The organism is Novosphingobium profundi (assembly GCF_018491765.1).
Lineage (GTDB): Bacteria > Pseudomonadota > Alphaproteobacteria > Sphingomonadales > Sphingomonadaceae > Novosphingobium > Novosphingobium profundi.
The window spans coordinates 68,094-82,850 of record NZ_JABWCU010000015.1 but is presented as its reverse complement, the minus strand read 5'-3'; the positions used below and the strand labels follow the sequence as shown (position 1 = coordinate 82,850).

10 protein-coding genes are annotated in these 14,757 nt (G+C 67.4%); 5 read left to right on the top strand and 5 right to left on the bottom strand.

Annotated features, from left to right (window positions below; genetic code table 11):
* The first annotated feature begins 37 nt into the window (after window positions 1-37).
* The 4 genes from HT136_RS17665 (at window position 38) to HT136_RS17650 (ending at window position 4,010) form a co-directional block, all read left to right on the top strand.
* Entirely contained in the window at window positions 38-1,144 is a 1,107-nt protein-coding gene (locus HT136_RS17665; protein ID WP_214201148.1) for a LacI family DNA-binding transcriptional regulator, read from the top strand.
* Window positions 1,141-2,022, top strand: a complete 882-nt coding sequence (locus HT136_RS17660; protein ID WP_214201147.1) for an NAD(P)-dependent oxidoreductase — start codon at window positions 1,141-1,143, stop codon at window positions 2,020-2,022. The genes HT136_RS17665 and HT136_RS17660 overlap by 4 nt, the downstream gene beginning before the upstream one ends.
* On the top strand, window positions 2,019-2,540 hold the full coding sequence (locus HT136_RS17655) for a gluconokinase (protein ID WP_214201146.1): 522 nt from the start codon (window positions 2,019-2,021) through the stop codon (window positions 2,538-2,540). Before HT136_RS17660 ends, HT136_RS17655 begins: the two co-directional genes overlap by 4 nt.
* 96 nt (window positions 2,541-2,636) lie before the next feature.
* On the top strand, window positions 2,637-4,010 hold the full coding sequence (locus HT136_RS17650) for an MFS transporter (protein ID WP_214201145.1): 1,374 nt from the start codon (window positions 2,637-2,639) through the stop codon (window positions 4,008-4,010).
* A 199-nt stretch (window positions 4,011-4,209) separates the two neighbouring features.
* On the opposite strand, the gene HT136_RS17645 is transcribed toward HT136_RS17650, so the two are convergent.
* From HT136_RS17645 to HT136_RS17635, 3 genes are all read right to left on the bottom strand, one after another.
* On the bottom strand, window positions 4,210-5,154 hold the full coding sequence (locus HT136_RS17645) for an isocitrate lyase/PEP mutase family protein (protein ID WP_214201144.1): 945 nt from the start codon (window positions 5,152-5,154) through the stop codon (window positions 4,210-4,212).
* Window positions 5,155-5,242: 88 nt separating this feature from the next.
* Window positions 5,243-8,116, bottom strand: coding sequence for a TonB-dependent receptor domain-containing protein (locus tag HT136_RS17640; RefSeq protein ID WP_214201143.1), 2,874 nt, complete (start codon window positions 8,114-8,116; stop codon window positions 5,243-5,245).
* 292 nt (window positions 8,117-8,408) lie between these two features.
* Window positions 8,409-9,887 carry an aldehyde dehydrogenase gene (locus tag HT136_RS17635; protein ID WP_214201142.1) on the bottom strand — a complete coding sequence of 493 codons (1,479 nt, stop codon included), beginning with the start codon at window positions 9,885-9,887 and terminating at the stop codon, window positions 8,409-8,411.
* 333 nt (window positions 9,888-10,220) lie between these two features.
* On the opposite strand from HT136_RS17635, the gene HT136_RS17630 reads away from it, so the two are divergent.
* Window positions 10,221-12,524 carry a TonB-dependent receptor gene (locus tag HT136_RS17630; RefSeq protein ID WP_214201141.1) on the top strand — a complete coding sequence of 768 codons (2,304 nt, stop codon included), beginning with the start codon at window positions 10,221-10,223 and terminating at the stop codon, window positions 12,522-12,524.
* 83 nt (window positions 12,525-12,607) lie between these two features.
* On the opposite strand, the gene HT136_RS17625 is transcribed toward HT136_RS17630, so the two are convergent.
* Together HT136_RS17625 and HT136_RS17620 are read right to left on the bottom strand one after the other, a co-directional pair.
* Window positions 12,608-13,921: an SDR family NAD(P)-dependent oxidoreductase gene (locus tag HT136_RS17625; RefSeq protein ID WP_214201140.1), complete on the bottom strand. Its 1,314-nt coding sequence runs from the start codon at window positions 13,919-13,921 to the stop codon at window positions 12,608-12,610.
* A complete protein-coding gene (locus HT136_RS17620; RefSeq protein WP_214201139.1) occupies window positions 13,918-14,661 on the bottom strand; it encodes a cupin domain-containing protein in 744 nt (247 codons plus the stop codon). Before HT136_RS17620 ends, HT136_RS17625 begins: the two co-directional genes overlap by 4 nt.
* Window positions 14,662-14,757 lie beyond the last annotated feature (96 nt).

Below are 14,757 nucleotides of genomic sequence, written 5' to 3'. Positions count from 1 at the left end.
GCCGGGGCTTTGTTCCCTCAAGGATCCAGCCACACCCATGTCCAGCTCGCCCTCCTCTTCCTCCCGATCGCGCGACGGCGCCGGTACGGATGCGAAGGCCTCGTCCGCGACGGGTCGCCCGACGATCCGCGATGTCTCGCGCCTTGCCGGGGTTTCGCGCATGACCGTCTCGCGCGTGATCAGCACCCCCGATCTGGTGCTGCCCGCCACGCGCGAGAAGGTGCAGCGCGCGATTGACAGCCTGGGCTACGTGCCCGACCGCGCGGCGGGCAGCCTTTCCAGCCGCAAGACCGGCTTCATCGCGCTCATGCTGCCCACGCTCACCAACGCCAACTTCGCCGCGGTCGCGCACGGCATCACCGAAGTGCTGCGCGAGCGCGACTACCACCTGCTGGTGGCCTATACCGATTACGACACCGCCGAGGAGGAGCGCCAGATGCGCGCGCTTCTGGCGCGGCGGCCCGAGGCCATCGTGATTACCGGCGCACTCCACCGGCGCAGCGCCAACCGCATGTTGCTGGCCGCCGACATCCCGGTGATCGAGGTGGCCAACCTGCCGAGCCAGCCGATCGAGCACGCCATCGGCTTCTCGAACTACGAGGTGGGGCGCACCGCCGCGCGCTACCTGATCGCCAAGGGCTTTACCCGCATCGGCGCGCTCGCTGCGACACCGGGCGAGACCGTCACCGACCATCGCGGCGAGGAACGCGTGCGCGGTTTCGAGGAGGAGCTGGCCGCCTCGGGGCTATCGAAGGACTACGTGCTGCGCCACGGGCAGGCCCCGGTCAGCTTCTCGCACGGTTCGGACGCGATGGCCGCCTTGCTCGCGGCGCACGGCGACGTCGAGGCGGTCTTCGCGGTCTCGGACATGTCGGCCGTCGGCGCGGTCATGGAATGCCAGCGGCGCGGCGTCGCGGTGCCCGAACAGGTCTCGATCATGGGTTTCGGCGACTTCGAGATCGGTCGCGAGATCAACCCGCCGCTCACCACCATCCACGTCGATTTTCGCGCGCTCGGCCAGCGCACCGGGCATCTCCTGCTCGATATCCTGGCGACCGGTGCACAGGAGCGCGCGCCGCAGCGCATCGACGTCGGGCTCAGCCTCGTCGAGCGCGCCTCGGTAAAGGGAACGAAGTCATCATGAAAGCAGCCGTCATCGGGGTCGGGGTCATGGGTTCGGCGATCGCCGGGCGCCTTCTGGCGAGCGGGGCCGAGGTCACGCTCTACGACCGCGATGCGGCCAAGTGCGCCGAGCTCGTCGGGCAGGGCGCAAAGCTCGCTGCCAGCGCGCGCGCGGCGAGCGCCGAGGCGGCGTTCGTCGTCACCAGCCTCAATTCCGCCGCCATCGTCGAGGCCGCCGTGTTCGGCCCCGGGGGCGTCGCCGAGGCGGCCGGTGCGGACAAGCTGCTGTTCGACATGTCGAGCATCGATGCAGGTCTTTCCGCCAGGATGGCCGCGCGCCTGCTTGACGAGACCGGCATGGAATGGGTCGATGCGCCGCTTTCGGGCGGGGCACCCGCCGCGTGCGAGGGCACGCTCACGCTGATGATCGGCGGGCACGACGCGGCGGTCGCCCGGGCGCGGCCGCTGATCGAGGTGCTTGCCCGCAACGCGACGCATCTGGGTGGTCCCGGTGCCGGGCAGACGGTCAAGCTTGTCAACCAGATGCTTTGCGCCAACACCTTTCTGGCGGTTGCCGAGGCGGTGCGTTTCGCCGAGGCGCAAGGGGTCGATGCGGCCCGTATTCCCGAGGCACTGGCGGGCGGGCGTGCGGATTCGCGCATTCTGCAGGAATTCATGGGCAAGATGGCCCGGCGCGACTTCACCCCGACCGGGCGGATCGACAACATGCTCAAGGACCTCGAGACGGCGCAGTTGGCCGCCATGTCGGCGCGCCTCGCCCTGCCGCTGACCTCGCTTGCGGCCGACCTCCACCGCATGCTGGTGGCTGGCGGTCTCGGCCCGGCGGACAGCGCCGAATACGTGCGCCTGTTCGATCTTGGCCGGGGCACGGGCGCATGAGCGAAGGCGCCTGGCGCGCGATCGTGGTCATGGGGCCCAGCGGCTGCGGCAAGACGACGCTGGCGAGCGCGCTGGCCGAGAGCCTGGGCTGGAAGTTCGTCGAGGGCGATACCTGTCATCCCGAGGCAAATCGCGCCAAGATGGCGGCGGGCATCGCGCTCGACGACCATGATCGCGAACCGTTCCTCGATGCGGTAGGCCAGGCGCTGGCGCAGCATCGGGAGGGCGCGGTGGCCTCGTGTTCCGCGCTCAAGCGCAGCTATCGCGACCGGCTGCGCGCCAGCGCGGGCCGCGTTCTTTTCGTGCTGCCCGTGCTTGGCCAAGATCAGCTTGCCGCGCGCATGTCCGCCCGGCCCGGGCACTTCATGCCGGTCTCACTGCTCGCCAGCCAGCTCGCGACGCTCGAGCGACCGGGCGATGACGAGGACCTTTGCGAGGTCGCCGGTAGCTTGGCGTGCCACGAGCAAGTGGCACAGGTGCGCCGGCACATTGCTGCATTGCAGGTGCGCGGCCCTTGATCCGCGCGCCGTCCGGCCGGCCTTGCGCCGGCTGGAACCAACCCCGGGACCTGACGCCAGGGCAGGCCCGCCAAGAAAAAGAGGAAGAGGATCGAAATGGCCAGTCCGGTGCCCATCGTGCACGCCGCCGCATCCGATGAAGACGCAAGGTCCGCCGCGGGAGGGCGCGCCGTCCCCTGGCCCGAGGCCCGCCGGGGCTGGATGATCGCCGCGCTTCTCGCGCTTGCCTCGATCGCCTCGCAGTTCGACCGGGTCGTGCTCAATCTCACGGTCGAGCCGGTCAAGTCGCATTTCGGCATGGACGACACCCAGTTCGCGATGCTGCAGGGTGTCGCGTTCGGCATCTTCTACACCTTGTGCAGCGTGCCGATCGGGCGCCTCGCGGACAAGCACCGCCGCACCGGCCTGCTGGGCATTTCGCTACTCTTGTTCTCGGGCTTCTCGATGTTTTCGGGGCTGGCGCGCAATTTCGGCCAGCTCTTCGCCTCGCGCGTGGGCGTGGCGGTGGGCGAGGCGAGTGTGACCCCGACCGGGCTCTCGCTGCTCGCCGACCTGTTCCCGCCCCAGCGCCTGGGCCGTGCGGTGGGCGTGTTCTTCCTCAGCGCGCCGTTCGGCATCGGGCTCGCCTATCTGGTCGGCGGGCAGTTGCTCGACGGGCTCTCCGCCCTTCACCTGGCGGGCGAGGGGCTGCCACTCGGGCTGTTGCCCTGGCAGGCCTGCTTTCTGTTGGTGAGCCTTCCGGGCCTCATTCTCGCGCCGGTGTTCTGGTTGCTGCGCGAGCCGCTGCGCCGGGGCGGCGGCCATGATCGTGCGATGTCGGTCGGCGAGGTCGTCGCGATCGTCAAGGAGCGCCGCCTCGCGCTCACGCTGATGTTCGCCGGCTTCTCGATGGTGACGGTGGTCAACTTCGCCTACAACGTGTGGATGCCCGCGCTGTTCGGGCGCGTCTACGGTTGGGATCCGGCCGAAGTGGGGCTTGGCTTCGGGCTGGTCATGATCGTGTGCGGCACATCGGGCACCTTCTTCGCGGGCGTCCTTGCCGACCGGGTGGCGGCGAGCGGCAAGGTCGATGCACCGTTGCGCGTGGCGGCCTGGAGCTTCCTCTTGTGCGGGGTGTTCGGGTGCCTAGCCCCGCTCATGCCCAATGCCTGGGCATCGCTTGCGCTGATCGCGCCGGCCATGTTCCTCTCGTGCATGCCGGTCCCTTGCGCGGGAACCGCGCTGCAGCTGATCGTGCCCAACCGCGCACGGGCGCAAGTGACGGCGTTCTACATCATGGTCATCTCGCTGGTCGGCATCGGCATCGGGCCGATGATCATCGGCTTCATGAACGACCATGTCTTCACCGCGCCGACCGACATCCGTTACTCGATGGCGATCGTGGTGGGCATTGCCAGCCCGCTGATGTGGGTTCTTCTGCTCGCAGCCTTCAAGCCCTACCGCAAGCTGCGCGAGGCGGCCGAGACTTGAGCCGCCACACATCTTGAGCGTGCACGAGAAGAGGGGCGCCGGATGGGAATGGTCCGGCGCCCCTTGCTGCTTTTGGTGGGGGAGGTGCGAGCGCGCTGGCACATTTGCCCCCCTCCAGAGACCAAAAAAAGACCCCGGCCGCACACGGAGGGATCGGTGTGCGGCCGGGGGTCCAGGGAGGTATCGGCTGGGTTAGCGGTCAGAGGCGGTCCTCGATCGGGGTGCGCGTGAAGCCCTCGGGGAAGTCCTCGACCGCGTTGCCCACGATCGTGTATTCCTTGCCGCCGCCGGTGAAGCGGTTTTCCAGCTCCATGTAGCTTTGCGGATCGAACAGCGGGGTCGCGCTCATGCCCATGATGCCGGTCGCGTCGACCTTCTGGCAGGTGTAGTGGCAGCCCTGCTGCGCGGCGTTCTTGAGGCCGTGCTCGAGCATGCCGTCCATCGCCGCCTTGAGCGTGTAGTGCATGGTCATGAAGTTGAAGCCGAGCGGATAGATCTGGTCGGCGGTGACGGCGGGTTTGCCGTCGATGTCGCGCACGTCGGGGAACATCTTCCAGCCCGGCACCTTCTCGGCGACGTGTTGGGCATGCGCGTAAGTGCCGATCTTGACCACCGTGGTCATCTTGGCGCCCAGTTCGTGCGCCATCGCCATGCGGATGCAGCCTTCCTCCATCTCGGTCTCGGGATCGGCATTGGTGCGCGCGATCAGGAAGCAGTCGGTGCCCTCGAGCGCGGCAAGCGCGGCCTTGACCTTCTCCATGTACTTCTCGCGCGCGATCAGTCCGGTCGATTCCTCCATGTCCGAGGCGTCCTCGAGCTGGAGCGCCTTGGCGCCGGCCATCGCCATGCGCCGCGCCGAACGGTAGACCGCGAGCGGGCCGCCGAAGCCGTCCTCGATGTCGGCCGCGAGCGGGATGGCCGAGGTCTGCGAGATGCGGCTCGTGATCCATTCGACGTCGGTCAGGTTCGAGAAGCCGTAGTCGATCACCCCGTTCATCGCGATCGAGACCTCGCCGCCCGAAAGCATCATCGCCTCGAAGCCGACAAGCTCGACCGCGCGCGCCGAGGCGCAGTCATAGACGCACGGGGCGACGATGCATTTCCCGCTCGTCTCGAGCAGTTCCTGGAGGGACTTCTTTGCCATGCGCATTCCTCTGTTCCGGCCGCCCGTGCGGCCTCTTGCTTTTAAGGTCGGGCCCGCGCCGGTTGCCCCGGCGCGGGGTGTCGTGAACTTACATCGTCACCCGCGCGCCGATCTTGAAGTAGCGGCCGTAGGGGTCGAAATAGACCTGGTTGGTGCCACCCTGCGCGCTCGCGGCGGCCGGCGGGTCGGTGTCGAAGACATTGTTGACGAGGCCGTAGAATTCGAAACGGTCGCTCGCGTGGAAGGTGAAGCCGAGATCGAAGGTGAAGTAGCTGTCGACCCGGTTGTCGTTGATGCTGTTGGACAGCGAAGGATCGTAGCCGGCGTCCTGCGGACCCACCATGGTGGTGTCGAAGATGCCCTCGGGGATGTAGCGCGCGTGCGCGTTGAACGAGACGCGGTTGATGTTCCAGGTCAGCGAGCCGTCGACCAGGTAGTCGGGCACGCCGGTGGTGGTGCCGGGGCGATAGCCGGTCTGGCCGAGGCGATCGACGCCCGCGATCGAGTACTTGAGGTACTTGGTCGCCAGCACGCGCATGTCGAGGTCGCCCGCGCCGCCCATGTCGAGACCGTAGTTCAGCTCGAAGTCGAGGCCGCGGTTGCGGATCTGGCTGACGTTCTGGAGCACGTCCGAAACGCTGGTGATCGTCCCTGAACTGTCGCGCGAGACGTAGTTGCACAGCGCCGTGTCGCCCGCGTAGCAGCGGTCGACGAGCACTTGCGCACCCAGTGTCGAGATCGCGCCCTTGAGGTTGATGTCGTAATAGTCGACCGAGAAGCGCAGGCGGTGCAGCGCGCCGCCCGGCGTCAGCACCGCGCCCAGCGTCCAGGTGTCGGCCTTCTCGGGATCGAGCGCGCCATTGGCGCCCGAATAAGCGTTGACCTGGATCTGCGCGCCGTCGTTGGCCGGATCGACGACAGTGGTGCGGCCCAGCGAGACGGGGCCGAACAGTTCGGTCAGGTTGGGCGCGCGGATATCGCGCGAGCGCGTCACGCGAAAGCGCAGGAAGTCGGTCGGGGCGTAGACCAGGCCCGCCTTCCAGGTCGTTGCATCGACGCTGCTCGAAGCGGTGTCGGGGCTGGAGCGGTTGTAATGGGTCTGGCGCACCGCGCCGTTCAGCTCCAGCGTTTCGGCGAAGGGCACGCCCGACAGGATCGGGGCATTGGCCTCGAGGTAGCCCTCGACGACTTCGATCGTGCCGGTCAGCGCCTGGCCGTTGAACGACCAGAAGGCGTTCGAGGTGGAGAGATCGTCGGCCGATCCCGAGGCGTGGTCGCTGCGGAATTCGGCGCCTGCCGCGATCGCGAAGTCTCCGCCCGGCAGCGCGAAGAGCGCGCCGTTGAGGTTGGCCGCGACGGCGTGTTCGGTGAGCGTGGTCGCCTGGTAGCCCGAAGGGGCGATATAGGCGGCGCCCGCATCGGAGATGTTGCCCGAACCGAACACGTTGATCGGCACGCACGCTGGATCGTCGTTCGAGGGATCGGCGTCGGCATTGACGCGGCACACGATCGAGCCGTTCGATTCCACCGCATCGGCCGCCTTGGCAACGCGCGAGGCGACGACGTTGCCCGAATAGTCCTGGCGGAACTTGTTGCGGCCGAACTCGTAGGACGCATCCCACTTCCAACTCTCGGAAAGGTCGCCCTCGAGCGAGAAGACCGCGCGGTAGGTCTCGTTCTTCGAATGGTCGATTGCACCGCCAAGGTCCGTGAAGGCGCGCCCCAGCGTGAAGCTGGAGATGGCGTTGGCGTCCATGATCGCGGCGACCGAACCGGGCAGATAGGCGTTGTCGCGCTGGATGGTGAGCGTCGAGCGGGCGTCCGAGCCGATCACCATGCCCTTGACCCGGCCGTAGGAAAGGTCGAGCCCGGCCTTGATATGGTCGGTCAGCTCGTAGTCGCCATGGGCATAGGCGACGATGCGCTCCACTGGCGGAGACAGCAGGATACCGTCGAGGAAGCCGTTACGCCCCGATTCCGAGCCGCCCGCGGTGAACAGCGGCGAGGGGTTGGTGCCGTAGATCGTGCCGTAGTCGTAGTTGTAGGTGCTGCCGTCGGGATTGAAGGCGAGGCCGCGCAAGGGACCCGAACTGGCGACGATGAGGCCGCCCGAGGACAGCGTGCCGGTTCCCGCCGGTCCGCCGCGAATGCTTGCGGGGAGACCATCGTAGCCGGCGGGCGAGTTGCCGATCAGCTGTTCCTTGGGGCACCAGTCGCGCGTGTAGCAATCGCCCAGGCCCTCGGACTTGTTGTACTCGCCCGCGATCTGGAAGTGGCCCCGGCCGTCCGCGAACTGGGTGCCCCAGGCGGCCTGGATCGAATGCTCGGCACCGTCGCCCTCGTCCGAGATACCGGTCTGGATGGAGCCCTTGAAGCCCTCGAGATCCTTGTCGAGGATGAAGTTGACGACGCCCGCGACGGCGTCCGAACCGTAGGCGGCCGAAGCGCCGCCGGTGACGATCTCGACGCGCTTGACGAGCAGGCTGGGGATCAGGTTGACGTCGATCGTGCCTTGCGTGGTGGAGGGCACGAAGCGCTTGCCGTCGACCAGCACCAGCGTGCGGGTGGCACCGAGGCCGCGCAAGTCGAGGACCCGCGCGCCGATGTTGCCGCCGACCGCCTGCTGCGTGTTGGGCGTGGTCAGCGCGCGGAAGGACGGAAGCTCATTGAGCGCGTCGCCGACGTTGGTCTCGGCGCGGGCAAGGAGGCGGTCCTCACCCACGACGGTGACCGGGGTGGGCGCGGACATGCCGGTCTGCGCGATCCGCGAGCCGGTGACGATGATTTCCGCAGGGGCCGGCTCGCTGGCGGCGCTCGCCGGCGCGGACTGTTCCTGAGTTGCGCTTTCGGCCGTGGCTTGCGTGTCCTGGGCGTGGACTCCGACCGCGGCCAGCATCGCGATCGAGGCGCAACCCCCGGCCAGCGAACGGCGCACCCGCTGTGCCCTGCAAAAACTGCTCATCCAATCCTCCTCTCCGCGCGGTCGGCTCGTGCTGACCATCTTCGTGATATCGGTCCCATTAAAGAAACATGGATCGCGGCGCAACGGAAAATCAACAAACCGCTAATTTTCAGCCAATTTGTTGGAGTAAATCGGATTTGCCGAAAGCTTGCTGGAGCACATTTGTGATCGGTCCCATTTGGTGATGGGGCAGGTATCCCCCGATCCACGAGCAGACACGCGCAGCGGGCGCGAGCCGGTCTCGGCCCGCGCCCGCAGAGGGTTCGCGAAAGTGGGAAAGGCGCCTGGCGCGTCAGATGGGAGGCGCGGCGCCGAATTGGGGGAGGGCCACATCGCGCAGCGGGATGCTGGTGGTCTTGAGCTCGGTGAAGAAATCGGCGCTGCTGGTCGCGCCGTCGCGTCCCGTGCCGCTGTCCTTGTAGCCACCGAAGGGCGCGCGCAGCTCGCGCATCATGGGCGTGTTGATCCAGATCGTTCCGGCGCGGATCTCGCGGCTGCAGCGCATGGCCGTCGCCAGGTTCGAGGTCCAGGCATAGGCGACGAGGCCGAAATCGGACGCGTTGGCGATCGCGATCGCCTCGTCGATGGTGTCGAAGACGAGGAAGCTGGCGAAAGGCCCGAAGATTTCCTCCTGGCACACGCGCGATGCGTTGTCCTTGGCGAGCACCGCGATCGGCTCGACGTAGTAGCCCTTGTCGAACCCGGCCGGTCGCTCGCCCCCGCACAGCACTTCGGCGCCTTGGGCGCGGGCGATGTCCAGATAGGAAAGCACCCGGTCGCGGTGTCCGGCATAGGCGAGCGGGCCCATCTCGGTGGCGGGATCGAGCGGGTCGCCGATGCGGATGGCCCTGGTGCGCGCCACGAAGTCGGCGATGAAGCGATCGGCGATCGTGCGCTGGACGAGGATGCGCGAACCGCCCAGGCACTGCTGGCCGTTGCTGGCGTAGATACCCGCCAGCGTCCCGTCGAGCGCGCGCTCGAGATCGGCGTCGGCGCAGACGATCGCGGCCGACTTGCCGCCCAGTTCCATGATCGAAGGCTTCAGGCGCCGGCCCGCGGCCGCCATGATCGCGCGCCCGGTGGAGGTGCCCCCGGTAAAGCCGACCATGTCCACTTCGGGATGGTCGACGAGCGCCGCGCCGGTCACTTGCCCGCGTCCGTTGACGACATTGACCACGCCTTCGGGCAGGCCCGCCTCGTGCATCAGCTCGACCATGCGCAGCACCGACTGGGGGGTGTATTCCGAAGGTTTGAGCACGCAGGTGTTGCCAAAGGCGATGCAGGTCGCGATCCGCATCGAGGAGAGCGCGAGCGGCGCGTTCCAGGGTGAGATCAGCCCGGCCACGCCCTTGGCTTCGCGCGTCACGTAGGTCAGGTAATCGGGATTCTGGACGTAGGTCTCGCCCGAAAGCGTGCTCGCCACTTCGGCAAAGCTGCGGAAATTGATGGCCGCGCGGCGCACCAGCCCGGCCAGGTTGCGCACCGGCAGGCCGGTGGTGCGCGCCTCGAGCGCGGCGAGCGGTTCGGCCTCGGCGATCAGGCGATCGTGGATCGCAAAGAGGATGTCGTTGCGCTGGTCGGTGCCCATTGCGCTCCACGCGGCAAAGGCGCGCCGCGCCGAGCGGGCGGCCCGGTCGACCGCGGCTTCGTCGGCTTCCTCGAGCGCGCACAGGGCCTCTTCGCGCGCCGGGTCGATGACCTCCAGCGTGTGTCCGCTCAGGCTGCGGTCAGGCTTGCCGTCGATCAGGCTTGTGGCGAGGGGAAGGCTCATGGGGGCTCCGTTGCGGGGGGAGGGATGTCGGGCGCCGGTGACTTGCGCAGGCAACGTGCCCGCGAGCTGCGATGCAAGCCAGCGCCTTCGTCGCATCCGCGATGCGGATGATTGGGCGGGGCGCCGGGGCATCGGAGCGCCTTTGTGCGCCTGATTTCGAGAAATTTAAGCAACTATATGAAAATTATCCATAAAAATATCCATCCTCCGCGATGCGGAGGTTTTGCCAACCGAAAATTGTCGAAATGCCGCACCGCGACATAGGTTCTGCACATAACAAACCAACAGGGGGGTCAGATCATGACCGGCAAACTACGTATAACGTGTTCGCAGATGGCGCTTGTGAGCGCCGCGTTTCTGGCCAGTCCGGTGCTTGCGCAGGAAACCGGGGGTACCGACCAGAGCGCGCAGGCACCCAACGCCATCGTCGTGACCGCGCGGCGCCGCGAGGAAACGCTGCAGGACATTCCGGTCGCGATCAACGTCGTTTCGCAGGAGACCATCGAGCGCAAGGGCGTGCGCGACATGGCGAGCGTGGCGGCGATGACCCCGGGCCTCCAGTTCGACACCGGCGCCTCGCCCGCCGACGTGCGCCCGAGCCTGCGCGGTGTGGCGCTGATCGAGGGCCGCTCGAACGTCGCGATGATCGTCGATGGCATCGACAGCACCGGCGTCTCGCTCAACACCGTGGTTGGCGGGGGCGGCAACCAGAACGCCACCGCGCTCATGGACATTGCCCGCATCGAGGTGGTGAAGGGCCCGCAGACGGTCTATTTCGGCCGCAGCGCGTTCGCCGGTGCGATCAGTTTCGTGAGCAAGGACCCCGAGTTCAAGCTTGGCGGCTCGGTCAACCTGGCGATGGGCGCCTATGGCCAGCAGGAAGCGACCGCGCACATCACCGGGCCGCTGATCGGTGACACCGTCGCGGCCAAAATCTCGGCGACCTACCGCGACTTCGGCGGGTTCTACACCAATCCCGGCAATGGCCTCGGGCTCGACGCCAGTCGTACGTACGGCGTGGGCGGCACGGTGCTGATCAAGAGCGGCGCCTTCACCGGCAAGATCCGTGCGAGCTACCTCAACAACAACGCCGGGCCCGGTGCGGGCTATGTCATGCCGCGCAAGGACACCTCGCTCTACGGCGTCAACACCATCACCGAGGCCGACTTCGACAAGAGCCAGGTCGCGATCTCGTCCGACCACCGCTACGCCGGCAACGATTCCGATACCTACCGCGGCGTGCTCGACCTCGAATACGATCTGGGCAACGGTTTCGTGCTCAACTCGCTTTCGGGCTACAACCGGACCAAGGGCCGGCTCGAGTTCGACTTCGACAAGGAGCCGCAGAGCGTGCCCTCGGGCGTCTCGCTGGGCAATGGCCTCGTCAATTGCCTCTCGATGGTCTGCGTTGGCATCTTCGACTTCGACAACGACCTCCAGCAGATCAGCTCGGACTTGCGTCTGAGCTACGACGCCGGGCCCTTGCGCGCGATGGTGGGGGGCTACGTCTTCGACGAGAACTACACCGAGGTCGACTATTCGCGCTTCGTGGGCGCCAACACCTTCATCACCAGCACGCGCGAGAACATCCCAGGCCGCGTCAACAAGCTGGACACCAACACCTATTCGGGCTTCGGCTCGCTCGAGTACGATCTCACCGATGCGGTCACCGTGACCGGCGAACTGCGCTACAACCACGAGGTCATCTCGGCCGCGGCGACGACCGGGGTCAATCTCCTGTTCCTGACGGGCACCAACGCGATCGACTTTCGCGGCACGGCCACGTTCGACGCCTGGCTGCCGCGCGTGAGCGCGGCGTGGAAGCTCTCGCCCGACCTCAATGTCTATGCGAGCCTTGCCAAGGGGTCGAAGCCGGGCGGTTTCAACACCGGGCAGGTGCGCGACGACTTGCGCCCCTTCGGGCAGGAAACGATCTGGACGTACGAGCTGGGCACCAAGGGGTCGCTCCTCAACGGCGATCTCAGCTTCGAGGCCGACGTCTACTATTCGGATTGGCGCAACCTGCAGGTCACCACGGTGTGCTACGGCACGCTCAGCGCCTATGGGCCCGAGGCGGAGTGCCCGACTTCGAGCGCGGTCAGCATCAACTACATCATCAACGCCAGGAAGGCCGAAGTGAAGGGCTTCGAATTCGGCGCCAGCGCGCGGCCGTTCGAATGGCTGACGCTCAATGGCAACTACGCCTACACCGATTCCACGTTCAAGGACTTCGAGGCGCGCGACGTCTACCCCGCGCCGTCGGGCACCGACCGCCAATTCGGCGGCAACCGCGTGCCGCTGGTACCCCGGCACTCGGCCACCTTCACCGCGCACGTCGAGGCGCCGCTCACCGACAGCCTCGACGGCTTCGTGGAAGGCACCGGCAACTACCGCAGCTCGCGCTATTCGCGCTTCGACAACCGCGTGAAGCTCGACCAGAAGTTCACCGCCGACGCGCAGATCGGCCTCAAGGGTGGAAGCTGGACCGCGCTGGCCTTCGTCAACAACATCTTCAACGACCTGACGCCCGATTTCAGCCGCTTCTGGGGCTCGTTCAACCCCTCGGGCTCGAACGGTGAATACATCACCGCGCCCGCCAAGCGCACTGGCGGCGTGCGTTTCATCAAGAACTTCTGAGCCACGCGCAAAACGGACCCAACAAAAAAGGGGGGAGCGGCCAAACGGTCACTCCCCCCTTTTTCGCGCGCCGTTCACGCCGCTCAGGGATGGACGAGTTCGAGCCCGCCCGAAACAGGGATCGCCTGGCCCGAGATGCCGCGTGCGGCATCGCTCAGCAGATAGGCGACGAAGCGGCCGATCTCGTCGGGCGCGCCGACGCGCCCGATCGGGGTCTTGCCCTCGATCATGTCGCGAAACGCGCGCGCACCCTCTTCGCCGAGCGCATCGATCACGCTGTCGCTCCAGATGAGCCCGGGCTGGATCGCGTTGACGCGCACCCCGCGCGGCGCGGCAACCGCGCGCGCGTAGCTTTGGCTCAGCCCGATCATCGCGGCCTTGGAGCCACCATAGGCGGAACCCGCGAAGCCTGCGCGCATGCCCGCCACGCTCGCCACGTTGACGACCGCGCCCTCGCCCGCGGCGAGCACGTCGAGCAGGCTGTCCATGCCCAGGCGACAGGCGCCGTAGTTCAGGTGGTTGAGGAAGCGTGGCACGTCCTCGTGCAGCTCGCCGATGGGCTGGTTGCGCGCCTCGCCTGCGTTGTTGACGAGACCGTGGAGCGCGCCGCCGCGTCGCGCGATCCGTTCGGCCACCGCGGCCCAGGCGCTGGCATCGGTGACGTCGAGCGCGAGGAATTCACCATCGCCGCCCACCTCACGCACGAGGTCGAGCGTCTCGCGCGCGAGGTCGGGCTTGCGCCCGCCGACGAGCACATGGCCACCCAGGCGCCCGATCTCGATGGCGCTGGCCCGTCCGATGCCCGAGGTCGCGCCGGTGACCAGCACGGTCTTGCCCGCGAGCGAGAGTTCGGCCCCCGTTTGCGCGGTGGGGGCAAGGGATACGTCCGCGCCCGCAAGGAAACTCGCGCGCCGGTCGGTAAGCGCGCGGATCGCGGCGATCGCCGGTTCGCTCGCGGCCTCGGGCGACAGCGCGAGACGGTTCGAGCGCAAGCGGATGCCCGCCTTTGAGGCGTCGAGCATCGCCGCGCAGGTCGCGATGCGGATTGCGTTGCCAGCCGCGTCGGCGTCAATTGCAACGGGCCCGAAGCCTTCGCGCGTGACCGTCAGCAGCGCGGGTTCGCCGGGGGCTGCAAGGCGCAGCGCGAATTTCGCGGTGAGCCAGGCGGACAGAATCTCGCGCTCGACCCCTTCGGGGCCCGGCGCTTCGATCGGGCAATGGACGATGGTGTCGAAGAGCAGGCCCTGTTCGGCGCAGCGGCTGCAAAAGGCTTCCCATCCCGCCTCGTCGGTCCCCGCTGCGTCGAGCGTCATGAGGGCATGGTCGCACAGCGCCTCGCGCGCGAGGGCGCCGACAGGGCCGGTGGCGTTGACGATGAGGCCGCGAAGCACGTTCACAGGCCCAGCGCCCCGCCGAAATTGACGTAGGCGAGCGTGTCTTGCGCCGCTTCGAGCGCGTTCACGCTCTCGCCGGGCGGGTAGAAGAAATAGGCGCGGCCTGCGGGCGGGGCCTTGCCGTCGACCTTAAGGCCGCCCTCGATCACGAAGATCTCGAGATATTCGGGAACGTTGCGAAGTCGGTTGCTCCAGCCCTTGGGCAGGCGCACGAGCGCGGAGCCTTCGCCGCTCACCGGATCGACGCTGAGACGCCGGACTTCGACCGCGCTGCCGAGCAGTTCGCCGGCGACGAAGTCGCGCAGCGTCTCTTCGGGATCGAGCGCGACCGGCGCGCGGGGCGGGGCCTTGCCCTCGACGACGTAGAGATCGTCGGCCTCGGGCTCGGGCACGAAGTTGAAATCGAGATCGCGGCCCACGCGCGAGAGGAAGGTCGATTCCGCGCGGATCGCGCTGGCGAAGCCGTGGACCGTGCGGGGCGGGTGGAACACATAGGTGCAGGGCTTTACCCAGCGCCGCGAATCGAAGCTGAAGTCGCCCGAAATTCCGATGATTTCCTCGTAGGTATGGTGGAAGTGCGCGGTGTCGGGCGGGGTGTAGCCGTCCTCGGGGGTCAGGCGTTGCAGCGCGGTGCGCGCGCCCGTCTCGGGGTCGCGGCTGAGCAGGCGCGAATAGAGCCCGGGCGGGCCAAGCGGCACCCAGTCCAGTTCATCCACGTGCAAATCGACTATGCGGGGGCGCATTGCGTATCTCCTGTCCCGGTCCTCGGGCAAGCGTTCCAAAACCCGGCGTTCAGCGCCAGTTGGCGGCGCATGGACCTCCGGATCGCGGATAATGGG